The sequence below is a fragment of the Actinoplanes sp. NPDC049118 genome (assembly GCF_040648555.1).
Lineage (GTDB): Bacteria > Actinomycetota > Actinomycetes > Mycobacteriales > Micromonosporaceae > Actinoplanes.
Window position 1 is genome coordinate 40,215 of record NZ_JBEZDY010000012.1, and the last position, 22,423, is coordinate 62,637.

At 72.4% G+C, this 22,423-nt stretch carries 18 protein-coding genes and 1 pseudogene; 13 read left to right on the forward strand and 6 right to left on the reverse strand.

What is annotated here, in order from left to right:
• Positions 1-287 precede the first annotated feature (287 nt).
• The 7 genes and pseudogenes from AB0B58_RS20085 to AB0B58_RS20115 form a co-directional block, all read left to right on the forward strand.
• Positions 288-1,064, forward strand: a complete 777-nt coding sequence (locus AB0B58_RS20085) for a ComEA family DNA-binding protein (protein ID WP_360225386.1) — start codon at positions 288-290, stop codon at positions 1,062-1,064.
• On the forward strand, positions 1,061-3,454 hold the full coding sequence (locus AB0B58_RS20090) for a ComEC/Rec2 family competence protein (protein ID WP_360225388.1): 2,394 nt from the start codon (positions 1,061-1,063) through the stop codon (positions 3,452-3,454). Before AB0B58_RS20085 ends, AB0B58_RS20090 begins: the two co-directional genes overlap by 4 nt.
• A gap of 173 nt (positions 3,455-3,627) precedes the next feature.
• Positions 3,628-4,356, forward strand: coding sequence for a hypothetical protein (locus tag AB0B58_RS20095; protein WP_360225390.1), 729 nt, complete (start codon positions 3,628-3,630; stop codon positions 4,354-4,356).
• Positions 4,357-4,527: 171 nt separating this feature from the next.
• A complete protein-coding gene (locus AB0B58_RS20100) occupies positions 4,528-5,262 on the forward strand; it encodes an NAD(P)H-binding protein (RefSeq protein WP_360225392.1) in 735 nt (244 codons plus the stop codon).
• Positions 5,263-5,363: 101 nt separating this feature from the next.
• A complete protein-coding gene (locus AB0B58_RS20105) occupies positions 5,364-7,775 on the forward strand; it encodes a GH92 family glycosyl hydrolase (RefSeq protein WP_360225394.1) in 2,412 nt (803 codons plus the stop codon).
• A gap of 255 nt (positions 7,776-8,030) precedes the next feature.
• Complete coding sequence (holA, locus tag AB0B58_RS20110) at positions 8,031-9,014, forward strand: DNA polymerase III subunit delta (protein WP_360225901.1); 984 nt, start codon at positions 8,031-8,033, stop codon at positions 9,012-9,014.
• Positions 9,011-9,271, forward strand: a pseudogene (locus AB0B58_RS20115) (hypothetical protein); the annotation flags it as partial. The gene holA and the pseudogene AB0B58_RS20115, both read left to right, overlap by 4 nt.
• An 854-nt stretch (positions 9,272-10,125) precedes the next feature.
• Here AB0B58_RS20115 and rpsT read toward each other — a convergent pair.
• Positions 10,126-10,392 carry a 30S ribosomal protein S20 gene (gene rpsT / locus AB0B58_RS20120; RefSeq protein WP_360225396.1) on the reverse strand — a complete coding sequence of 89 codons (267 nt, stop codon included), beginning with the start codon at positions 10,390-10,392 and terminating at the stop codon, positions 10,126-10,128.
• 160 nt (positions 10,393-10,552) lie between these two features.
• On the reverse strand, positions 10,553-11,521 hold the full coding sequence (locus AB0B58_RS20125; protein WP_360225398.1) for a phosphotransferase: 969 nt from the start codon (positions 11,519-11,521) through the stop codon (positions 10,553-10,555).
• Between the two features lie 52 nt (positions 11,522-11,573).
• Between AB0B58_RS20125 and AB0B58_RS20130 the strand changes: the two genes are divergently transcribed.
• The 4 genes from AB0B58_RS20130 (at position 11,574) to AB0B58_RS20145 (ending at position 15,670) form a co-directional block, all read left to right on the forward strand.
• Positions 11,574-12,107 (forward strand): DUF4240 domain-containing protein, encoded by a 534-nt coding sequence (locus AB0B58_RS20130; RefSeq protein WP_360225400.1) that lies wholly within the window; start codon positions 11,574-11,576, stop codon positions 12,105-12,107.
• Positions 12,108-12,384: 277 nt separating this feature from the next.
• The gene (locus tag AB0B58_RS20135) at positions 12,385-13,353 is read left to right on the forward strand and encodes a transcription elongation factor (RefSeq protein ID WP_360225402.1); all 969 of its coding nucleotides are present in this window, start codon (positions 12,385-12,387) and stop codon (positions 13,351-13,353) included.
• 85 nt (positions 13,354-13,438) lie between these two features.
• On the forward strand, positions 13,439-15,313 hold the full coding sequence (gene lepA, locus AB0B58_RS20140; RefSeq protein ID WP_360225404.1) for a translation elongation factor 4: 1,875 nt from the start codon (positions 13,439-13,441) through the stop codon (positions 15,311-15,313).
• An 81-nt stretch (positions 15,314-15,394) separates the two neighbouring features.
• Positions 15,395-15,670 (forward strand): GlsB/YeaQ/YmgE family stress response membrane protein, encoded by a 276-nt coding sequence (locus tag AB0B58_RS20145; RefSeq protein WP_360225406.1) that lies wholly within the window; start codon positions 15,395-15,397, stop codon positions 15,668-15,670.
• Positions 15,671-15,731: 61 nt separating this feature from the next.
• Here AB0B58_RS20145 and AB0B58_RS20150 read toward each other — a convergent pair whose 3' ends face one another.
• The 3 genes from AB0B58_RS20150 to AB0B58_RS20160 all read right to left on the reverse strand — a co-directional run bounded on the left by AB0B58_RS20150 (position 15,732) and on the right by AB0B58_RS20160 (position 19,220).
• A complete protein-coding gene (locus AB0B58_RS20150) occupies positions 15,732-17,351 on the reverse strand; it encodes a PAS domain-containing protein (protein WP_360225408.1) in 1,620 nt (539 codons plus the stop codon).
• 194 nt (positions 17,352-17,545) lie between these two features.
• Positions 17,546-18,406, reverse strand: a complete 861-nt coding sequence (locus tag AB0B58_RS20155) for a hypothetical protein (protein ID WP_360225410.1) — start codon at positions 18,404-18,406, stop codon at positions 17,546-17,548.
• Between the two features lie 25 nt (positions 18,407-18,431).
• Positions 18,432-19,220 (reverse strand): enoyl-CoA hydratase-related protein, encoded by a 789-nt coding sequence (locus AB0B58_RS20160; protein WP_360225412.1) that lies wholly within the window; start codon positions 19,218-19,220, stop codon positions 18,432-18,434.
• A gap of 36 nt (positions 19,221-19,256) precedes the next feature.
• Here AB0B58_RS20160 and hemW point away from each other — a divergent pair, with 36 nt between their 5' ends.
• Positions 19,257-20,468, forward strand: coding sequence for a radical SAM family heme chaperone HemW (hemW, locus tag AB0B58_RS20165; RefSeq protein ID WP_360225414.1), 1,212 nt, complete (start codon positions 19,257-19,259; stop codon positions 20,466-20,468).
• A 33-nt stretch (positions 20,469-20,501) separates the two neighbouring features.
• On the opposite strand, the gene AB0B58_RS20170 is transcribed toward hemW, so the two are convergent.
• Positions 20,502-21,170, reverse strand: coding sequence for a DUF4870 domain-containing protein (locus AB0B58_RS20170; protein ID WP_360225416.1), 669 nt, complete (start codon positions 21,168-21,170; stop codon positions 20,502-20,504).
• Between the two features lie 180 nt (positions 21,171-21,350).
• On the opposite strand from AB0B58_RS20170, the gene hrcA reads away from it, so the two are divergent.
• Positions 21,351-22,373, forward strand: a complete 1,023-nt coding sequence (gene hrcA, locus AB0B58_RS20175) for a heat-inducible transcriptional repressor HrcA (protein WP_360225418.1) — start codon at positions 21,351-21,353, stop codon at positions 22,371-22,373.
• Positions 22,374-22,423 lie beyond the last annotated feature (50 nt).

The following is a 22,423-nucleotide window of genomic DNA, read 5'->3' on the forward strand; positions in this document are numbered from 1 at the left end:
CGTTGACCTGGGACGACCTGCTGCCGGGCTGGCCCGACGACGTGACCCTCGAGCCCCGCTCCGGCGAGGAGGCGCAGCCGTCGCTGCCACGCCAGGTCGAGCCGGTGGCCGAGGATCTTGCTTACCGGCCGGCCTGGGCGGCGGGGACCGGCGCGGGACGCCCGATCCGTCCGCCGGCCCTCTTCGGACCCGATCCCGCCGGATCCGGCTCTATGGGATCCGGCTCTATGGGATCCGGCTCAATGGGACCTGGCTCGATGGGATCCGGCTCTGTGGGAGCCGACTCCATGGGAGCCGACCGCTTCGGGGTCGTCTCCCAGGGGGCCGGCCCCTTCGTGGACGGGACCGACTCTTTCGCGGCCGCCGATCCCGTACTCAGCGGTGCGGGTGCCTTCGGCGACGCACCGAGGTCTCGGCTGGGTGCGTTCGACCCCGGCCGGAGGGGAGTGCGGGCGCTGGCCGCCGTCGCGGTCATCGTCGTGCTCGTCGCGGCGTTTCTCGCCTGGCGGGCGCGGCCGCGGGTGGATCCGGTGGCCCCGCCGGGAATCGATCCCGCCGCGGCGGGCGCTCCGCTCGCGGGCGACGGAACGGCCGCGGCCGGTCCCGTGCCAAGCACCTCCGGCCCGGCCGAGGTGGTCGTCGCCGTGGGCGGCAAGGTCCGCAAGCCGGGGCTGGTGCAACTCCCGTCCGGCGCGCGCGTCGCGGACGCCCTGCGTGCCGCCGGCGGCGCCGATCCGGGCGTGGACGTCGCGCCCCTGAACCTGGCTCGCAAGGTCGCCGACGGCGAACTGATCATGGTCGGCGTCACCCTGCCACCGGGTGCCGTTGCGGCCGGCCCCACCGGGCCCGCGGCGCAGGGCCGGCCGGCCGGCGGCCCGGTCAACCTGAACACCGCGACCCTTGCGGACCTCGACGGCCTGCCGGGCGTGGGGCCGGTGCTGGCACAGCGGATCCTGGATGCCCGCGACGCGCAGGGCGGCTTCAGGGCCGTCACGGACCTCCGCAAGGTCGAGGGCATCGGCACCGCCCGCTTCGAGCAGCTGAAAGACCTGGTGACGGTGTGACCGGCCACGCGGGTGCCGACCGCCGCACCCCGGACCTCCGCCTGGCCGGCTTCGCGGTGTCCCTGTGGCTGGCCGCCCTCGCGGCGCTGTACCTGTCAGCCCGCACCGGCCTGATCGTCGGCGGAGCGGCACTGACCGCCGCGGCCGTGGCGGCGCTGACCCGGTGGTCACCCGGCCTGCCCGGCGTCTCGTCCGGGTGGCGGGTGGCGGGTGCGGCCCGATGGCTGGTGGCCGCCGCCCTGCTCGGCGCGGGGTGCGGCGCCGTCGCCACGGCGGCGCGGGTGAGTGTGCGGGAGGCCGGGCCGCTCGCCACGCTCGTCGAGGACGGCGCCACCGTTCGGGTCGATCTGGTGGTGCGCGATGATCCGCGGGCCCTGCGGGGATCGCCCGGGTCGCCGGCCACCTACCTGGTCGCGGTCGATCTCACGGCCGTGTATCCCGACGATGCTCCCCGGCTGCGCCTCTCGGCGCGGGCGTTGGTGCTCGGTTCCGATCCCGCGTGGAGAGTGCTGCTGCCCGGCCAGCGGGCCTCGGCGGCGGGCCGGTTGCTGGCGCCGCGCGGCGGTGATCTGCGCGCCGCGGTGCTGTCCGCCGACGATCCGCCGCGGTTGCGCGGCCGCTCCTCGTGGGCGCAGCGCGGCGCCGGTGCCCTGCGTGCCGGGCTGCAGCGTGCGTGCGCGCCGCTGCCCGACGACGTCGGTGGGCTGCTGCCGGGGCTGGTCGTCGGCGACACCAGCCAACTCGATCCCGCCCTGGAGGAGGACTTCCGGGCGACCGGGATGACTCACCTCAACGTCGTGAGCGGCGCCAACGTGGCGATCATCCTCGGCGTGGTGCTGTTCGCGGTGCGGTGGACCAGGGCCGGGCCGGTCGTCACCGCGCTGGTCTGCGCCGTCGCGCTGGCCGGGTTCGTGATCCTGGCGCGGCCGTCGCCGAGCGTGGTGCGTGCCGCCGCGATGGGGGCGATCGGGCTGCTCGGGCTCGCGGCCGGGCGCAGCCGCGCGGCGCTGCCCGCGCTCGCCGCCGGGGTGGCCGTCCTGATCGTCGTCGACCCCGAACTGGCCGGCGACGTCGGCTTCGCACTCTCGGTGCTGGCCACCGGCGGCCTGCTGCTGCTCGCTCCGAAGTGGCGTGATGCCCTGCGCGACCGGGGCTGGCCGCCCGGCGCCGCCGAGGCCCTCGCGGTGCCGGCCGCGGCGCAGGTGGCGTGCGGCCCCGTCGTGGCCGGGATCTCCGGGTCGGTGAGCCTCGTCGCCGTCCCGGCGAACCTGCTCGTCGTGCCGGCGATCGCGCCCGCCACGCTGCTCGGCGTCTCCGCCGCCGTGCTGTCGCCGGTGTGGCCGGCCGGCGCGGAGTTCACCGCCTGGGTGGGGCAGTGGCCGGCGCGTTGGCTCGTCGTCGTCGCGACCTACGGCGCCCGGGTGCCCGCCGGTGCGTTGCCGTGGCCCGGCGGGGTGCTCGGTGCGCTGCTGCTCGGCGCCGCCACGGTCGCGCTGCTCGTCGCCGCCCGGCGGCCGGTCGTCCGGCGCCTCGTCGCGGTTCTCTGCGCCGGTGCCATGCTCGGCACGCTGCCCGTACGGCTGCTCGCCTCCGGCTGGCCGCCGCCGCGCTGGTTGATCGTCACCTGCGCCGTCGGGCAGGGCGACGCCGTGGTGCTGCCCGCGGGCGCCGGCCGGGCGGTCGTGGTCGATGCCGGGCCCGAGCCGGCGCCCGTCGACCACTGCCTGCGGCGGCTCGGCGTTCGTCAGGTCGTGCTCCTCGTCGTCAGCCACTTCCACGTCGACCACATCGGCGGGGTCGCCGGGGTATTCCGGAACCGGTCCGTCGCCGCCGTCGTCACGCCCGACTGGCCCGACCCGCCCGGCGGCCGGGCCCTCGTCGCCGCGCAGGCCGCCGGGGCGCGCACGCCGATGCTGGCCGTCGGCCCCGGCTGGTCGTACGCGGTCGGCGGGCTCGAGGTGAGGGTGCTGGGGCCGTACCGACCGTTGCGCGGCACCAGTTCTGACCCGAACAACAACTCGCTCGTGCTGCGGGCCCGGGTCGACGGGCGGACCCTGCTGCTGCCGGGCGACGCCGAGACCGAGGAGCAGCAGGAACTGCTCAGCCATCTCGGGCCGGCGGCCGTGCGCGCCGACGTTCTGAAGGTCGCTCACCACGGGAGCGCGTACCAACTGCCGGAGTTCGTCGATGCCGTCGACCCCGCCGTTGCGCTCGTCAGCGTCGGGGCCGGCAACGACTACGGCCATCCGAATGCCGGCCTCCTCGCCCGGCTCAGCCGCAGTGGTGCGCGCGTGCTGCGTACCGATGAGGGCGGTGACCTCGCCGCGGTCAGCACCGATGGGGGTCTTGCCGTCGTCGCCCGCGGTGATCCGCCGACTCCTAACGGCTGACGGGTTCGGCCGTCGGCCGCCCTGCGCCCGAGGGGCGGTTGATCATGCCCTTAGTTGCCGGCGGGTTGACGAGCCCGCTTCAGGTCTACCCGTTGATCGGAGACGTTGTGACAGACATGCAGGCCGAGCCGCCAGGCGGGGATCGGGACGTCCCGCAGGCCGGGGACCAGGACTTGGCGACGCCGTCCAACGCACCTGGGCAATCGGCGCTCGCGCCCGCGGGGACCGGCGCCGGCACGAAGCCGGTCGTGGTGACGGTCTGTCTGGTGGCCGCGCTGCTGACCGGCCTTTGTCTGGCGACGGTCAACCAGCTGGACCGGTCGGTGCCGGCACAGGTGCTGGCCGTCGGCGCCGTGGTGACAGCACTGGTCGCGGTCCTGGTCGCGCTCGGCGGCCAGTTGTCCACGCTGCTGGTGGGACCGGCCTCGACGGCCGCGTCGGAGCTTCGGGCCGGTCGGCGCGGCGTCATGGCCGTCATGCTGGCCGGGCTGCTGAGCATGCTGGCGGTGCTGCTGGCCGGCGGGGCGACGTTGCTCGTCATGGGAACCGGCGGGACGTTGGCCGGCTCCACCGAGCCGATGGTGGTTGTCCAGCGCAGCATCGTGAGCCCCGTTTCGACGACCATCACGGCGGAGCTGACGTTTCCCGACCTTGAGGCCGGCGCAGTGCTCGACGCGACGATGGAGACGGTCAGCGACGATGGATCCCGGTTCGTGCTGGCTCGCTCCGCGGTGCGCGTCGGTGTGAACGGCCCCGCGACGGTGCGGCTGACGGCGTCGCTCAACGCTGCCGACGACGTCGTGATCGAGGCGAATGCGCCGAAAACCAGGTGCACGGCGCGCCTGCCGTCCTCCGTATCGAGTGAGGAGCCCGCTGAGCTGTTGACCTGTACCACCGTGTGACGCGCGCGGGCTGCGTACCGATTAGGGCGGTGACCTGGCCGGGGCCGGCACCGATGGCGGTCCTGCCGTCGTCGCCCGGGTGATTCGCGTTCCGTCCGGCCGGGGCGTCACATCGGGGAGGGCTGCCTCGTCCAACTCGCGGAAGAGTGATCAGCGATGGAGGAGACAACGATGAAGGTCGCAGTGGCAGGTGGCACCGGGGTGACCGGCCGGCACGTCGTCGAGGTGCTGGCCGCCGCGGGGCACGAGCCCGTGGTGCTGGCCCGCTCGACGGGTGTCGACCTGGTGTCCGGGTCGGGGCTGGACGCCGCGCTCGACGGGGTGGACGCCACGATCGACGTGAGCAACGTGACGACGCTGAAGCGGGACGTCGCCGTGCGGTTCTTCGACGTCGCGGGGCGCAACCTGCTCGGCGCGGCCGCGCGCGCCGGGGTGCGGCACCACGTCGCGCTGTCGATCGTCGGGATCGACCGGGTGAAGACCGGCTACTACCAGGGCAAGCTGCGTCAGGAACAGGTCGTCCGGGATGGGTCCGTGCCGTGGACCGTACTGCGGGCGACGCAGTTCCACGAGTTCGCCGGGCAGCTGCTCGACCGGATGCCCGGGCCGATCGCGCTGGTGCCGCGGCTGACCGTCCAGCCCATCGCCGTGCGTGAAGTCGCCGAGGCGCTGGTCGCGATCGTCGCCGGCGGGCCGCAGAAGGCCGCGCCCGACCTCGCCGGGCCGCGGGTCGAGTCGCTTGTCGACATGGCCCGCCGGCTGATCCGGGCGGGCGGAAGCCGGCGCCGGCCGGTCGTGCCGCTGTGGCTGCCCGGTCCGATGGCCGGCGGTGGCCTGCTGCCTACCGGCCCCGGCCCGAGGGGCACGCAGACGTTCGAGCAGTGGCTGGGGGAAGCGCACCGATGACGGTTCGCGCAGCGTTCACCCCGCGGCAGGGCGCGAATGTATCGGTGATCATCTACGTCATCGTAATGTCTGCGTAACCTCGGAAAGGCAGACGCATGTCGATGTCACGCGCACGTGCCGTGCTTGCCGGGACGGTGGGTGCGGTCCTGATCGCGACGCTGTCTCCCGGCGTCCCGGCCGCCGCCGCACCCGCCCCGGTGCCGCTGATCGAGGACCCGGCGAGCTATGTGGACCCGTTCGTCGGTACCACCCGCGGCGGCAACACCTGGCCCGGCGCGACCCGGCCGTTCGGCATGATCGCGTGGAGCCCGACGAACACCGCCGGTGACCAGACCGGCGCGCCCGCGTCGAACGGCTACGACTACAACGTGACCAAGCTGCGTGGCTTCAGCCTGACACACGTCAACGGGGCCGGGTGCAGCCCCGGTGCGGCCGGCGATGTGCCGATCATGCCGTACGTGGGTGACGTGACCACCTCACCCACCGCCGACACCCGCGACCAGCGCTACTCCTCCACGTTCTCGCACGCCGCCGAGTCGGCAAGCCCCGGGCGGTACACCGTCGGGCTGGACAACGGCGTGCGGACCGATCTCGCGGTGAGCACGCGGGCCGGCATCGGGAACTTCTCGTTCCCCGCCGGCTCCGCCGCGAACCTGCTGTTCCGCACGTCGAACTCGCTCAACGGCAGCGAGGACGCCCGGATCGACATCGACGCCACCACCCGTACGGTGACTGGGTCGGTCCTGACCGGCGGCTTCTGCGGGCGGCGGGGAAACGGCGGCGGGGCGACCAACCCGAACCGGCGCTCGTACTACCGGCTGTACTTCAGCGCGGTCTTCGACCGCGACTTCGCCCGGACCGGGACCTGGCAGAACGCGACGGTCACCCCGGGCGGCACCACGGCGACCGGGGGAGAGAGCTACCTCACCGGCGCGGACCGGGCCGGCAAGGGCTCCGGCGGCTGGGTCGGCTTCGACACGGCCGCCGGCGGCGACGTGCGGATGCGGGTCGGCATCTCGTACGTGAGCCCGGCCGGCGCCGCGGCCAACCGGGACGCCGAGGTGCCGGACACCGCCACCGTCGACTCCGTCGCGGCGGCCACCCGGGACGCCTGGAACACCGAGCTCAGGCGCATCGGGGTCGGCGGCGGCACCGAGGCCCGGACGGCCGCCTTCTACACCGCGGTCTACCACTCGCTCATGCAACCGCAGACGATCAGCGACATAGACGGCCGCTACCTCGGCGCCGACCTGCGGGTGCACAGCATCCGGGCCGGCCGGCAGGCCGCATACGGCACCTTCTCGGGCTGGGACCAGTACCGGGCGCAGATCCAGTTGCTGGCCCTGCTGCGGCCCGACGTCGCCGGCGACATGGCCCAGTCGATGCTGGACTTCGCCGCACAGAACAACGGCGTCTGGGACCGCTGGCTGCACCTCGGCGCGCCCACCCACGTCATGACCGGCGACCCGGCCGCGCCGACGCTGGCCACCTACCACGCGATGGGTGCGCGCGGCTTCGACGCCGATGCCGCGCTCGCGTCGCTGGTCAAGCAGGCCACGGTGCAGAACCAGGACGCGCTCTCCGACGCCGGATGCCCCGGCCAGTGCCTCGGCCAGCGACCCACGCTGAACACGTACCTGGCGCTGAAGTACGCCGCGAACGACGTCTGCCACTGCTGGGGCGGTGCCGCCGAGACGCTGGAGAACTCGCTCGCCGACTTCTCCCTGGCGATGTGGGCGCGCCGGGCCGGGCGTGACGACCTGTACCGGCAGTTGCTGCCGCGCGGGGACTACTGGAAGAACACGTACAACCCGGCGGTCGGCTACCAGGCGGCGCGGCGGGCGGACGGCAGCTGGCAGAGCGGTTTCACGCCGTCTACGGACGTCGGCTTCGCGCAGGGCTCCAGCGCCACGTACACCTGGATGGTGCCGCAGGACGTTTCCGGGCTGGCCACGCTGATGGGCGGCCGGTCCGCGGCGGCGACGCGGCTGGACGGCTTCTTCCACGACGAGAACGGCAACTGGGCGGTGCTCGGCGGGAACGCGCTGCGGTACGACCCGACCAACGAGCCGGGCATCCACGCACCCTGGCTGTACAACGGGCTTGGCCAGCCGTGGAAGACGCAGGCGACGGTGCGGCAGATCGTCGACACCGCGTACGGGACCGGGCCCGGTGGGCTGCCCGGCAACGACGACCTCGGCACCATGAGCTCCTGGTACGTCTTCGCGGCGATCGGCCTCTTCCCTCAGGTGCCGGGCCGCGCGGAACTGCTGCTCGGCAGCCCGGTCTTCAGTCGCGTGGTGATCGATCGCAGCAACGGCGTACGCCTCACGGTCAACGCGAACAGCGCCGACACCTACGTCCAGAGCGTCAAGCTGAACGGCTCGGCGCTGCGGCGCTCCTGGCTGCCGGAGTCGTACCTGCAGCGCGGCGGCACGGTGACCATCACGCTGGGCACCACCGCGAACACGAGCTGGGCGACCGCGACCTCGGATCTTCCGAAGGATCACTGAGCGTCGCGTCGCCCTCCGGGGTCCCGCCGCACCCGACACGCCCGGATTAGGCCGAGAGTGCGATTCGACCCCGGGCGATCGGTTCGTATGTGTGTCGGATCACGTTCGCCGCGCAAGGCAGACATTCAGCCTGATCGAGAACCATTACGGTGGGAACCACATGGCGGATCGCCGATATGTCTGCTTTCGCGTTCAGTGGTTGGACGGCGGCGCAAAGGAGTGAGCCGTGCGGAAGCGTCAGGCCTTCGTGCGAAGATTCCGGACGTGAACACCGCACCTCCCGCCTCGTTGCTGCTCGTCCAAGGCGACGAGGAACTCCTCGCCGCCCGGGCGATCACCGCGGCGGTCGCCGCGGCGCGGGCCGACGAGCCGGGCGCCGACGTCCGCGAGTACGAGGCGGGTGCCCTCAGCGCCGGCGAGGTCGCCGAGATGCTCAGCCCGTCGCTGTTCGGCGGCCGGCGGGTGCTGGTGATCCGCAGCGGGCAGGACGCGCGCAAGGACCTCGTCGCGGCGCTGCTGGCGTACGCGAAGAATCCCGATCCGGACGTCACGCTGATCGTGGCGCACGTCGGCGGGGCCAAGGGCAAGGCCTTCGCTGACGGCCTGCGCACGGCCGGCGCGACGGTCGTGCCCGTGGCGAAGCTCAAGGGTGACCGCGAGCGGATCGCGTTCGTGCGCGACGAGTTCCGGCGCCACGGCGGCCGCTGCGACGAGCAGGCGGCGTCCGCGCTGCTCGCGGCGGTGGGCAGCGACCTGCGCGAGATCGCGGCGGCCTGCTCCCAGCTGCTCGCCGACACCGACGGCAAGATCACTGCGGCGGTGGTGGCCCGCTACTACAAGGGCCGCGCCGAGGTCAGCGGCTTCGCGGTCGCCGACGCGGCGATGGTCGGCGACGTGCCGGGCGCGCTCGAGGCGCTGCGCTGGGCGCTGCACGTCGGCGTCGACCCGGTGCCGATCGCGGACGCCATCGCCGACGGCGTCCGCACGGTCGCGCGCGTGGCCTCGGCCGGCCGCGGAAATCCGTACCAGATGGCCAGCTCGCTCGGCATGCCCGCGTGGAAGATCCAGAAGGCGCAGGAACGCAGCCGCGGCTGGACCCCCGAGGGCCTGGTCGACGCGATGCGCGCGGCGGCCGACTGCAACGCGGCGGTCAAGGGCGGTGCCGAGGACCGTGGCTACGCGCTGGAACAGGCGGTCTTCGCCGTCGCGGCCGCACGCCGGTCCGGCGGTGCGCGATGACCCGGTCGCGCCGCGCCGGAATGTCCCGCGACGAGGCCCGGGAGCAGCCGCTCTACGCACGCATGCTGGGGTTGCAATATCTGGCGCCCAGCGGCTTCCTCTGCTTCGTGTTTCTCGAGGGTGCGGTGGCGCTGGGCATCCTGCTGGCGCTGGCCGAGCTGGTCAGCTGGTGGGGCGTGCTGGTCCTGCCGATGACGGTCGCGGTGATGGTCAAGCTCAACGACGTGGTGGCGGGACGGCTGATGCGGACCGGGGCCGGGCGGCCCGTGGCCGTCGAGCGCCCGGTCGCCCGCGCGTCGGAGTCTTCGGGCGCCGCGGAGACCGTGCGGCTGCCGGCCTCACTGATCGCGGCTTCCCGGCCCGGCGGCGCGCCGGCGTTGCGTTCTGCCGAGGCCCGGCAGGCGGCGGTGCCGGGCGGGCCGATCGGCGAGCGGTGGACGCCGCCGCCGATGGGAGCGATCGACACGAGTGCGCTGAACGAGCCGCCGGTCGCCTGGCAGCGGGTGGAGGCGCTGGACGAGCGTCAGCAGCGAGCCCGTCAGTCGGCGGCGCGCCGCTACGAGTAGCCCCAGGCGCGTCTCGGGCCGCGCGGCCGCGGCATCCCGACGGTGATCAGTGATTTCGCGCCGCGGTTCTCCGTGCCTTTCGGGTGCCTTGCCACCAGCCGGAGGGCGGCGGTTCCGGGGACGTTGCGCCCTGCCGCCCGGGGAGATCCCTGACCCGTCGATCGTCGGCGACCGCTGGCCGTCGCCCACCTGCCGACCCGGCCGCCCTGGCGGTTGATGGAGGGCCGCGTTTGGCGGTTGTTGCGCGGTCGGCTGGCCTGGCCGCTTCTGGTGGAGGGGCCGCGTTTGGCGGTTGTTGCTCGACCGGCTGGCCTGGCGGCTTCTGGTGGAGGGGCCGGGCTTGGCGGTTGTTGCTCGACCGGCCATCCTGACGGCTTCTGATCGGTCTGGTCGGCTTGTCGGCCTGGTCGACCGGGCCATCCTGGCGGTCTCCTTGGCAGGGTCCGAGGTGTGTCGGCCGGCTGCCGTTGGCGGATACAACTCAGGCACCGCCGGACCCGGAGGTCCTGCGGTGCCCGGAGGTGCGGTCTATGACCAGCCTGCGGTCAGGCAGACAGCGAGGCGACCCGCTTGGCGATGGCCGACTTGCGGTTCGCCGCCTGGTTCTTGTGGATGACGCCCTTGCTCACGGCCTTGTCGAGCTGGCGCGAGGCGTCACGCAGCAGCGCGGTGGCCGTCTCGTTGTTGCCGGCCGCGCTCGCCTCGTTCAGCTTGCGGATCACGGTCTTGAGCGACGACTTGACCGACTTGTTGCGCAGCCGGGCCTTCTCGTTCTGCCGGTTGCGCTTGATCTGGGACTTGATGTTCGCCACGCGACAGCCTTGTCCTGACTAGTTCGGATGATGTACTCGGACGGTGGCGACCGCAGCCAAAAGCAACGTCACCACACGCGACGAACCAATGTATCAGGCCCGCTTCGTGGCACCCAAATCGCTCGGCCCCACGCCGCCTCGCCGGACCGGAAAAGCCCAGCTAGGAGGCCCAGCCGCGGCGCTCCGCGAGCCAACCGAGGGCCTGCTCGCCGCTGAAGCGCTGATGCTGCCGACTGTGTGGTGAAGCACTGCTCGGCCCGCCGGCGGCCCGCGTCAGCCAGTATCCGCCGAGCACCGCCAAGGCGCCGTCGACGCCCTCCGGTGGCGCGCGCCAACCGGACAGGGCGGCGTCGACGTCCAGTCCGCTCGCGTACGCCGTGACCAGCAGCGTCACCGTGTCGAACCACGGCTCGCCCAGGCACGGCCACGTCCAGTCGCACAGCCACGCCTTGCCGCTGCGGTCGAGGAGCAGGTTGTCCACGCGCAGGTCGCCGTGCAGCATGCCCGGCCCCGCGACCAGGGCCGGCAGGCCCCGCTCCAGCGCGGCAAGCTCGCCCAGCCGGCCGGGCACCCAGGACGGCGCGGGTGGCAGCGGCGCACGCCCGGCCGCGATCTCGGACCACCACGACAACTCGTCGCGCACGATGTCGCCGAGCGCCGGCAGGCCCAGTCCGAGCAGCTCGGCGGACGGCCTGCTCAGCGCCGCCGCCGAGGCCTCCCACGCGGACAGCGCCGCGGCCAGGTCCGCGGGCGCCCAGGGCAGCGCGGGCAGGCGCCCCTCGACCGCCTCCAGGCAGAGCACGAAGTGCCCCTCGGCCACCAGCGTCCACCGCGGCCGGGCGGCCGGGACCTCCGCCGGCAGGGCGGCTGTGATCGCGGCCTCGCGTGCGTACCAGTCGGAGATCGGTTGGGTCAGCGGCGCGGCCTTGACGAACGCCCGGTCCCCGGTCGCCGTCGTGAGCAGGGCCGCGAAGGCGCGGGTGAAACCGCCGCCCGCGCTGGCCGCGGACGTGACGGGTGCGCCGAGCCGCGCGCCGACCGCTTCCCGCAGGGCCGCGGGCAGATCACCCCAATCCGGGCGTACGGCCGTAGCTCCGTAGGCAACATCGGGCAGGAAGACCGCGCGCATGCCCCCATCCTGCCTCCCCGTTCCTGTCGTACCCGGCTGGCAGGCTGTGGCCATGAGAACGGACGACTTCTGGACGGTCATCGACCGGGCGACCGCCGACCGGCCGGGTTCGCCTGACGAGGTGGCCAAGCGGGCCATTGCCGACCTGGCCACCCGCGACCCCGACGAGATCGCGGCGTGGGGCCGCCACCTCGACAAGGTCATGGCCGCCTCCGGCAAGGAGGACCTGTGGGCGGCGGCCTATCTGATCAACGGCGGCTGCTCCGACGACGGCTTCGACAACTTCCGCGGCTGGCTGATCGCCAACGGGCGGGAGGTGGTGGCCCGCGCGGTCCGCGAGCCCGACTCGCTGGCCGACCTCCCGGCGGTGCGGGCCGCGGCGTCGACGGGCGCGGTCTTCGAGGCGGAGGAGGTGCTGACCATCGCGGAGGAGGCGCACCGGCAGGCGACGGGCTCGGGGCTGCCCGCCAAGGACGCGGCGCCGACCAGGCCGGATCCGGCGATGCTGTGGGACTTCGACAACGAGGACGAGATGCAGCGGCGTCTGCCGCGCCTCTCCGAGCTGTTCCTGGAGCCGCCGGACTGACCGGCCCGCGGGCCGGCCACCCAAGCCGGGGCGTCGCCATCGGCGGTCGGGGCCGGTGCCGAAGCGGCGGCGTGCTTGGTGATGGCGGCCCGTAGTGGCGGCCCATCACCACGAGGGCCGTGCGTGGGTTGCGTGGTTGAGGGCCGTGCGGTGGGAACGGGGTCGAGGAACGTGGTGTTGCTTGGGCAGACTCGGGTCTATGGGCGCTTATCAGCAGGAGCCGGCGGCTTCCGGGATTGTCGGAGCGGAACCGGGCTTGCGGGGCGTTGTCGCCTCGGTGAGCAGCAACGACGTGTATTCGTTCACCAAGCCGACCCGGGACGAGATCACCCTGGTCGCCGGACTCGGCGTGGTGGGTGACGTGCACGCGGGCGTGACGGTCAGGCATCGAAGCCGGGTAGCCGCGGACCCGACCCAGCCCAACCTGCGCCAGGTCCATCTCATCCACGCCGAACTGCACGACGAGGTGCGCCCGGAGGGCTACGAGGTGCCGGCGGGCGGCCTGGGGGAGAACATCACCACGACCGGCCTTGACCTGCTCGACCTGCCGGTCGGCACGATCTTGCGCTTCGGTCCGCTGCCGGCGGGTGAGGCCACTGCCGCAACCACGGCCGAACCCTCGAACGGAACGGCGGACCCGGGCGGGCCCCCGGATGGTGCGGGGGCTCGGGTGGGGTCTGCGGGTGGCGTCGGGGTTCCGGTCGGGGGCACGGATGGTGGGGCGGTTGGGACCGTGTCTGCGGGTGGCGCCGAGGTTCCGGTCGGGGGCACGGATGGTGGGGCGGTTGGGACCGGGTCTCCGGGTGGCGCCGAGGTTCCGGTTGAGGGCTCGGATGGTCCGGCGGATCGGGTCGGGTTCGCGGATGGTGCGGGGGTCGGGCCGGCGGGCGGCGCTGCGGCCGTTGTCGCTGCTGCGGCCGCCACGAAGACCGAGGCCGCCGTCGCCTCCGTCGTCACGGTCCTCGCCGCGCGGATCGAGGCCGAGAATGCGGCCGGGAGTCCCGCCGGGGACGGAGGCATCCCCCGGCCGGCGGTGATCGTCACGGGCCTGCGTAACCCCTGCCAGCAGATCAACACCTACCGCACCGGCCTGCTCAAACACGTCCTCGGCCGAGACAGTCGGGGCGATCTGGTCCGCAAGGCGGGGGTCATGGCCGTTGTCCTGCACGGCGGCACGATCCGGCCCGGGGATCCGATCAGCGTCGACCTTCCCGGTTCGCCTCACCTGCCCCTCGACCGGGTGTGATCCTGGCGCTCGGTGGCGGCGTGGGACGATAGACATTGCCGGCGCCTTCGCCGGTAGCCAGCTCGCTTGAGAAGAACGGACGATCGTGCCTGGACCGCTCGACCCCGGCGTGAACATCATCGGAGCGACTGATCCGGGTCGCATCCGGAACTTCTGCATCATTGCGCACATCGACCACGGGAAGTCGACCCTGGCCGACCGGATGCTGCAGATCACCGGCGTGGTCGACCCACGGCAGATGCGCGCCCAGTATCTCGACCGGATGGACATCGAGCGCGAGCGCGGCATCACCATCAAGAGCCAGGCCGTGCGCATGCCCTGGGTCGTCCGGGAGGGCGACCGCACGGGCGACACCGCGGTCCTCAACATGATCGACACGCCTGGGCACGTCGACTTCACCTATGAGGTCTCCCGCAGCCTCGCCGCCTGCGAGGGCGCGGTCCTGCTCGTCGACGCGGCGCAGGGCATCGAGGCGCAGACCCTCGCCAACCTGTACCTGGCGATGGAGAACGACCTGCACATCATCCCCGTGCTCAACAAGATCGACCTGCCGGCGGCCCAGCCCGAGAAGTACGCCGAGGAGCTCGCCAAGCTCATCGGCTGCGAGCCGTCGGACGTGCTGCGGGTCTCCGGCAAGACCGGGGTCGGGGTGGCGCACCTGCTCGACGAGGTCGTCCGGCAGTTCCAGCCGCCGGTCGGCGACGCCGACGCGCCGGCCCGCGCGATGATCTTCGACTCGGTGTATGACGTCTACCGTGGCGTCGTCACCTATGTCCGGGTCATCGACGGGCGGATCGAGGCCCGGGACCGGATCAAGATGATGTCCACCGGGGCCGTGCACGAGCTGCTGGAGATCGGCGTCGTCTCGCCCGAGATGGAGAAGGCCGGCGCCCTCGGTGTCGGTGAGGTGGGCTACCTCATCACCGGCGTCAAGGACGTTCGCCAGTCCCGGGTCGGCGACACCGTCACCGGCAACAACCGGCCGGCCAAGCAGGCGCTGGGCGGCTACTCCGACCCGAAGCCGATGGTCTACTCGGGGCTGTACCCGATCGACGGCTCCGACTACCCGGCGCTGCGTGACGCGCTCGACAAGCTGCAGCTCAACGACGCGTCGCTGACCTACGAGCCGGAGACCAGCGCCGCGCTCGGGTTCGGGTTCCGGTGTGGCTTCCTCGGCCTGCTGCACCTCGAGATCATCGGGGAGCGGCTCGAGCGCGAGTTCAACCTGGATCTGATCTCGACCGCGCCGAACGTGGTCTACCGGGTCTTCACCGAGGATGCCGCCGAGTTCGTCGTGACCAATCCGAGCGAGTTCCCCGAGGGGAAGATCGCCGAGATCCACGAGCCGGTGGTGCGGGCGACGGTCCTCGTGCCCAACGAGTACGTCGGCGCGGTGATGGAGCTCTGCCAGAGCCGGCGGGGCCAGTTGCTCGGCATGGAGTACCTGTCCACCGAACGGGTGGAACTTCGCTACACGCTGCCGCTCGGCGAGATCATCTTCGATTTCTTCGACCAGCTCAAGAGCAAGACCAAGGGCTACGCGTCGCTCGACTACGAGCCCTCCGGCGAGCAGGTCGCCGACCTGGTCAAGGTGGACATCCTGCTGCACGGTGAGCCCGTCGACGCGTTCAGCGCGATCGTGCACAAGGACAAGGCATACAACTACGGCGTGACCATCGCGTCGAAGCTGCAGAAACTCATCCCTCGGCAGCAGTTCGAGGTGCCGATCCAGGCCGCCATCGGCAGCCGGATCATCGCCCGGGAGACCATCCGCGCCATCCGCAAGGACGTCCTCGCCAAGTGCTACGGCGGTGACATCAGCCGCAAGCGCAAGCTGCTCGAGAAGCAGAAGGAAGGCAAGAAGCGGATGAAGATGGTCGGCCGCGTGGAGGTGCCGCAGGAGGCCTTCATCGCCGCGCTGTCAACCTCCGATTCGGGTGACAGCAAGGCCAAGAAATAGGGCGGTTTGGTTTCCGGAACGCTCGGGAATTCTCGGGGTCAGACGAACGCGACAGCTTCTCGACCCCGAGGGGGACCCCAAATGACCGTCACCGGCATCATCACCGCACTCATCATCGGCCTGATCATCGGCGCGCTCGGCCGCCTGGTCGTACCCGGCAAGCAGAACATCCCGATCTGGCTGACCATGGTCATCGGTGTCGTCGCCGCCCTGCTGGGCACGGTGCTCGCCCGCGCCTTCGGCGTCGACAAGACCGGCGGCATCGACTGGATCGAGCTGGCGTTCCAGATCGTGCTGGCCGCCATCGGGGTCGCCCTGGTGGTCGGTGCCAGCGGCCGTCGCCGCATCACCCGCTGACCGAGTCGACCGCAGACGAAGCCCCGGACCTCGTCCGGGGCTTCGGTGCGTCGGGCACGGATCAGAAGCGGAACTTGTGTTGCGCGCTGCGGCGGTTGACCCAGGCCGGCAGCTCGTCCACGTGCTCCAGGTGTGGCACCCGATCCATCGGGTCGTGCGAGTGGGTGACTTCGCGCATCGTCACCACGTAGCCCTGCACCAGGCGGTCCTCCCGCAGGTCGCGGTAGGTCGCCTCGACCAGGATCTGGCGCTGGTCCGTGCGCTGCAGCGCGCAGTACACCACCCCGTCGCCCTCGTCCTGCAGCGCCCGGCGTACCTGGCCGCGGTCGTCGGGGTGCACCAGGTCGTGGAGGGTGGTGAACGGCGGCAGGTCCGCCACGCCGATCAGCTCGCGCAGCGCCGGGCTCGCGTACCGGATCTGCTTGTCCTCGTCGATCACCAGCATCACGTCGGCGGTGTTGCGGATCACCGCACGCAGGTACAGGTCGCTGTCGCGGCGGCCGACCGCCTCCACCAGCGAGATCCGGTCCAGGGCCAGCGCGGCCTGCCCTGCCAGCACCTCCAAGGCGTCGCGGCTGGCCGTCAGCATGTCCAGGCGGCCCGACAGCACCAGCGCACCGCCGTTCGGGCGGGCGACCGCCAGCGGTTCCAGCCACAGCGGACAGACCAGTGTGGCCTCGGCCACGCCCTGGAAGTCGGTCCGCTCCTTCTCGTCCAGCCACCAGCTGCGGGGGCGGGGACCCGCCTGTGCCGCCGGGAGGGCCGCCAGGGTGAGCTGACGGTCGTCCGTCGCGAAGACGATGCGCCGCACGTCGTGCGGCGGCAGCAGCTGCGTGACCGCGGCCCGGACGGCCTCGTCCACCGCCGTCTCGTCGGCCGCCGCGACCAGGGCCGCGCTGGCCTCCCGCAGGGCCCGTTCGCGGGTCAGCGCCTGGCCGTTCTGTGAGACCGAATCCGCCAGCCTGGTGAAGGTCAGCACCAGCGTCAGGCCGCCGACCACGGCGATCGCCACGCCGTCGCGGACCGTGCCGGACAGGGACTCGATCAGCAGGACCAGCGGTGGCGTCGCCACGGAGAGGCCGAGCAGCGCGGTCCAGTGGCTCTGCCACGTGGCCGGGCGGGTCGGCATCGGGCTCGTCAGCCGGGCCATCGACGGGTGCAGCGCCGCGGCGCCCCAGGCCAGGTAGAGCACGACGTAGCCGGCCTCGGTCGCGGCGTTCGGCGCCATCGGGTAGGTGATGTCGCTGATCAGCATGCCCAGCGCGCCCACGCCCAGCAGCACCGCCGACCAGTTGAACCAGGCCGCCACGATCAGCCGCACGGCGACGCCGACCAGCAGCAGGCCGCCGATCACGTCGGCCGGCGAGATCCTGCCGAACTGGCCGCTGTCGCCGATCACGAAGACCCACACCACCAGCAGCGCCGAGCACGTGAACGCGAGCAGATCGATCAGCCGGGCGCGGTTCATCAGGATCGCGCCGCCGCGGGTCAGCTGGAGCATGGCCAGCGCAACGAAGGCGAACATCGCCAGGTAGGAGACGTCAGCGGCCGCGGACCGGCGCAGGGCGTAGAAGACGTCACCGACGGCCAGCGAGGTGACGGCGGCGGCGATCAGTAGCCATGGGCCGACCCGGGCCGGCTTGTGGCGGCTGACTCCGATGATGACGGCGATGACGCTCACGGCTCCGAGGAGGACCCATTCGATGGCGTGGAGCACGAATAACTAGTACCAGTCCGGTCGCTGTCTGTCCATGTCGATGTATACGCAGCGCTATGACCAGGGAACATCCGAGGCGTGGTCCCGGGTGACCCGAACGGCGGAGAATGCGAAGGTGAGGTGCGGGGCTTTCCTGCTCACGTCCTTCGATGTGCCGCTCAGCTGAAGACCTCGGCGACGACGGTGCCGTTGTCCGCGGTCCGCTCGCCGGTTACCGGCTGCCACTTGCCGTCGGCCGCGTTCCACTCGAGGCTGGCGAAACGCACCCGCGAGAGGCCGGTGCCGCTCGCGTGTGAGACGAGCCAGTGCGCGTAGCGCCAGCCGATCTTGACGTCCTTGACGGCGACGGTCAGGCCGTCGGCCCGCGCCGACCCGATGGAGTCGAGGCCGTTGCCCCAGTCGAGTCGCATGCCGTCGGCCAGCGCGGTGGCCGCCGCGGCCCCGCGCAGGGCGGGCTCGCCGCTGATCGTGCACTCGACCGCGCCGATGGCGTCGCCGGTCAGCGCCTTGGCGAGCACGGCGGACTCGTCGGCCCACTTCTCGTACGCGTTCGGGTAGGCCGAGCGCTGCACCTTCTGCGCCGCGTCGGTCACCCGCATCCGCTCCCAGCCCTTGACCTTTTTGAGGGAGGAGTAGAACTTGCCCGCGGCGTACCGGGGATCCTGGATCTTCTCCGGGGTGCCCCAGCCCTGGCTGGGCCGCTGCTGGAACAGCCCGACCGAATCCCGGTCACCGCTCTCCAGGTTTTCCAGCTTGGATTCCTGGAAGGCGGTGGCCAGGGCGACAACCACGGCCCGCTCGGGCATCTTGCGCCGCACGCCGACCGCGGCGATCGTCGCCGCGTTCGCCATCTGGACCAGGTCGAGCGTGACCTCGCCGTCGGCGCGCACCGTGCACTCGGGCCCGAGGCGCGGCAGGTTCAGCTTTCCGCCGATCGAATTGACGGCCACGACGACCCCGAGGGCGCCGACGAGCGCGAGCAGAGCCACCAGTACAACCGGCTTTCTCCGCACGCACACTCCCTCCGTCAGGTGACAAGCGTAATCAACGAGCGCTCGCGTCGTGGGTGACCGGTACCCACGAGGCGGGACGCTTCTCCCGGAAGGCCGCGACGCCCTCGCGCCCCTCCTCCGATCGGAAGTAGCCCGACGAGCGGGCCGACAGGTCGGCCAGGTCGGCGCGGATGTTGTCGGCCGGCGGCCGGCGCAGCAGCTGCTTGGTGCCGGCCAGGGCCAGCGGACCGCCGCGGACCAGGGCATTCGTGTACGCGGTGACGGTCGAGTCCAGCGCGTCCGCGTCCACCGCGGCCGTGACCAGCCCGATCTCGGCGGCCCGTGCGCCGTCGAAGACGTCCCCGGTCAGGTAGTACTCGGCCGCGGCGCGGGGCGCGAGCCGCGGAAGCACGGTGGCGCTGATCACGGCGGGGATCACCCCGAGCCGCACCTCGGAGAACGCGAACGTCGCCTCCCGGACGCAGACGGCGATGTCCGCGGCGGCGACCAGGCCGAGCCCGCCCGCCCGGGCCGGGCCGGCGATCCGGGCCAGGACCGGCTTGGGGAACTCCCAGATCGCCGCCAGCACGTCCGCGAGCAGCTCGGCGGGTATCTTGCCGGTCTCGCGGGCCGCCGCGGTCTCCTTCAGGTCGGCGCCCGAGCAGAAGACCGGCCCGGTGTGCGATATCACCACCGCCCGGACCTCGGGGTCCGTGAGGGCGGTGCCGAGCGCGTCGAGCAGCTCGCGCATCAGCAGGGCGGAAAGGGCATTGCGGTTCGCCGGGCTGTCGAGGGTCAAGGTGGCGACCCCGGCGTCGGTGGCGGTACGGACCAGCTCCATGGCGGAACCTTAGCCGTGTGCGTGCACACTTGACGGATGCCTGGTCCTCCACCCGACGGCGAGCCCGTACCCAGCGACGGCTCCCTGCCCGACAGCGCCCTGGGCGCGGTCGGCCGGCGCGGGTTCGGGGTCTACGTCCACGTCCCGTTCTGCGCGAGCCGCTGCGGGTACTGCGACTTCAACACGTACACGGCCGCTGAGCTGGGCGGCGGCGCGAGCCGGGAGGGCTACGCCGACGCGGTTCTGGCCGAGCTGCGGCTGGCCGCGACCGTCACCGGCGCCCGGGTCGACACCGTGTTCGTCGGCGGTGGCACCCCGACCCTGCTCGACCCGCGCGACCTCGGCCGGATCCTCGAGGGCATCGACAAGACCTGGGGGTTGGCCGGCGACGCCGAGATCACCACCGAGGCCAACCCCGAGTCGGTCGACCCGCGCTCGCTGCGGGCGCTGCGGGGGGCCGGCTACACCCGCATCTCGCTGGGCATGCAGTCCGCCGCCCCGGGCGTGCTGGCGATCCTCGACCGCAAGCACACGGCGGGCCGGGCGCCGCAGGCCGCGATCGAGGCCCGCGAGGCCGGCTTCGACCACGTCAACCTCGACCTGATCTACGGGACGCCGGGGGAGCGGCCGGAGGACTTCGCCGCCTCGCTGGACACGGTGATCAAGGCCGGGGTGGATCATGTCAGCGCGTACTCGCTGATCGTCGAGGACGGCACCCGGATGGCGGCGAAGATGCGTCGCGGCGAGTTGCCGTACCCGGAGGACGACGTCGCCGCGGACCGCTACCTGGCCGCGGAGGCCGCGCTCGGCGGTGCGGGTTTCTCCTGGTACGAGGTGTCCAACTGGGCGACGTCGCCGGAGGCGCGCTGCCGGCACAACCTGCTCTACTGGACCGGCGGCGACTGGTGGGGGCTCGGGCCGGGCGCGCACAGCCACGTCGGCGGCGTGCGGTGGTGGAACGTCAAGCACCCCACGGCGTACGCGAAAAGGGTTGAAGAGGGCGTCTCGCCCGGGCTGGGGCGCGAGATCCTGACGGACTCCGACCGCCACGTCGAGGACGTGATGCTGCGGGTACGCCTGCGCGACGGGCTGCCGGTGGCCGCGCTCGACGCGGTCGGGCTGGCCGGAGCCGCGCAGGCCCTCGCGGACGACCTGCTGGAGCCCGGCGCCTACTCCGACGGCCGGGTCGTGCTGACGCTGCGTGGCCGGCTGCTCGCCGACGCGGTCATCCGCGACCTGCTGCCGTGACGCCGGGCTGGAGCCCGGCGTCACGAACGGCCACTACTTGATCATCGAGACCGTCATCGGGTAGTTGTACGGCTCGTTGTTGTTCGCCTTGACGCCGGCGATGATGCCGAAGATCGTGCCGATGGCCCAGGCCGCCGGGCCGATGATGAACCCGACCAGCGCGCAGGTCAGCACCCAGCCGACGAGCGCGATGATCGACCAGAGGATCTGGAAGTTCAGCGCCTTGACCGCCTCGGCGCGCACGACCGGGGACTGGTTGCCCCGGGCCAGCAGCGCCACCAGCGGCGCGATCCAGCCCGAGCAGCCGCCGCCGAGGAAGGCGCCGGCCGCGCCGCCGAAGTGGGCGACCAGGATCCAGGTCTTGTCGTCGTTGCCCGGCCCGTAGCCCTGCGGCGGGTAACCGCCGGGCTGCTGGCCGTAGGCGCCAGGCGCGCCGTACGGCGTGCCACCGGGAGGCGGCCCGTAACCCGGGGCGCCCTGGCCGGGCGGGGGGCCGTAGCCACCGGCGCCGGACGACGGCGGCGGTGCGTAGCCCCCGCCCGAGGTGGGCGGGGTGCCGTAGGTCGGCGGCTGCGGGGAGCCGTACGCCGGGGGCGGCGGCGGGGTCGATCCGGGGGCCGGATCGTTACCCGGATATGGGTTGAATGGCGCGGTGGGGTCCGAGGGGTTCCCCTCACCGGGCGGGCGCGGCGGTTCAGTCATGTCGCACACGGTAAGACCGCAGGTCGAACGTGGCGAGGGAAACACACCGGTCGAGGTCGGAGAATAGACAGTCGGCTAACTGCCGCGGGTGCTCAGGATTGATCATCGCGCGGGGCGTGGCGGCGACGTAGACTGGCACTCGACTTTGAGGAGTGCCAAAACGGCGGGGAGGGGTTCGGCGTGAGTCTCGATGACCGCAAGCTCGAAGTGCTCCGCGCCATCGTCGAGGACTACGTGTCGACCCAGGAACCCGTCGGCAGCAAGGCACTGGTCGAGCGGCACCAGCTCGGCGTCTCCCCGGCGACGGTCCGCAACGACATGGCCGTGCTCGAGGAGGAGGGCTACATCCGGCAGCCGCACACCAGCGCCGGCCGGGTGCCCACCGACGCCGGCTACCGGCTCTTCGTCGACCGGCTGTCCCGGGTCAAGCCGCTGAGCCCGGCCGAGCGGCGCGCGATCGAGCGCTTCCTGGTCGGCGCGGTCGACCTCGACGACGTGGTGCACCGCACGGTGCGCCTGCTCGCCCAGCTCACCCGCCAGGTCGCCGTCGTGCAGTATCCGAGCCTGGCCCGCTCGTCGGTGCGCCACCTCGAGCTGGTCCCGATCTCCACCACCCGGCTGATGCTGGTGATGATCGCGGACACCGGGCGGGTCGAGCAGCGCCTGGTCGAGCTGCCGGGGCCGACGCGGACCGACGACGTGCTGGACATGCGCCGCAAGATCAACGCCAAGCTGAGCGGCGAGAAGCTGTCCGACACCCCGCCGCTGGTGGCCGCCCTGGTCGACGAGTCGGACCCGGAGAAGCGCACCACGATGGCCTGCGTCGCGTCGGTGCTGCTGGAGACGCTGGTCGAGCGCAGTGAGGAACGCCTCGCCCTGGCGGGTACGGCGAACCTGACCCGCGGCGGCGTGCTGGACTTCCAGGGTTCGCTGCGGCCGGTCCTGGAGGCGCTCGAGGAGGAGGTCATCCTCCTCAAGCTCATCGGCGAGGTCGAGCCCAGCACCACCCGGGTCCGCATCGGCGACGAGAACGAGATCGACAACCTGCGGGCGGCATCCGTGGTGAGCACGGGTTACGGACCGGGCACGACGATCGTTGGTGGGCTCGGCGTGCTGGGGCCCACCCGGATGGATTACCCCGGCACCATCGCGACCGTGCGTGCCGTGGCACGCTACGTTGGCGACCTGCTGGCACAAAACTGACGCAACCGCGACGAAGGTCTCCAGCGCGAAGCGCGGGGCAGACATGAGGA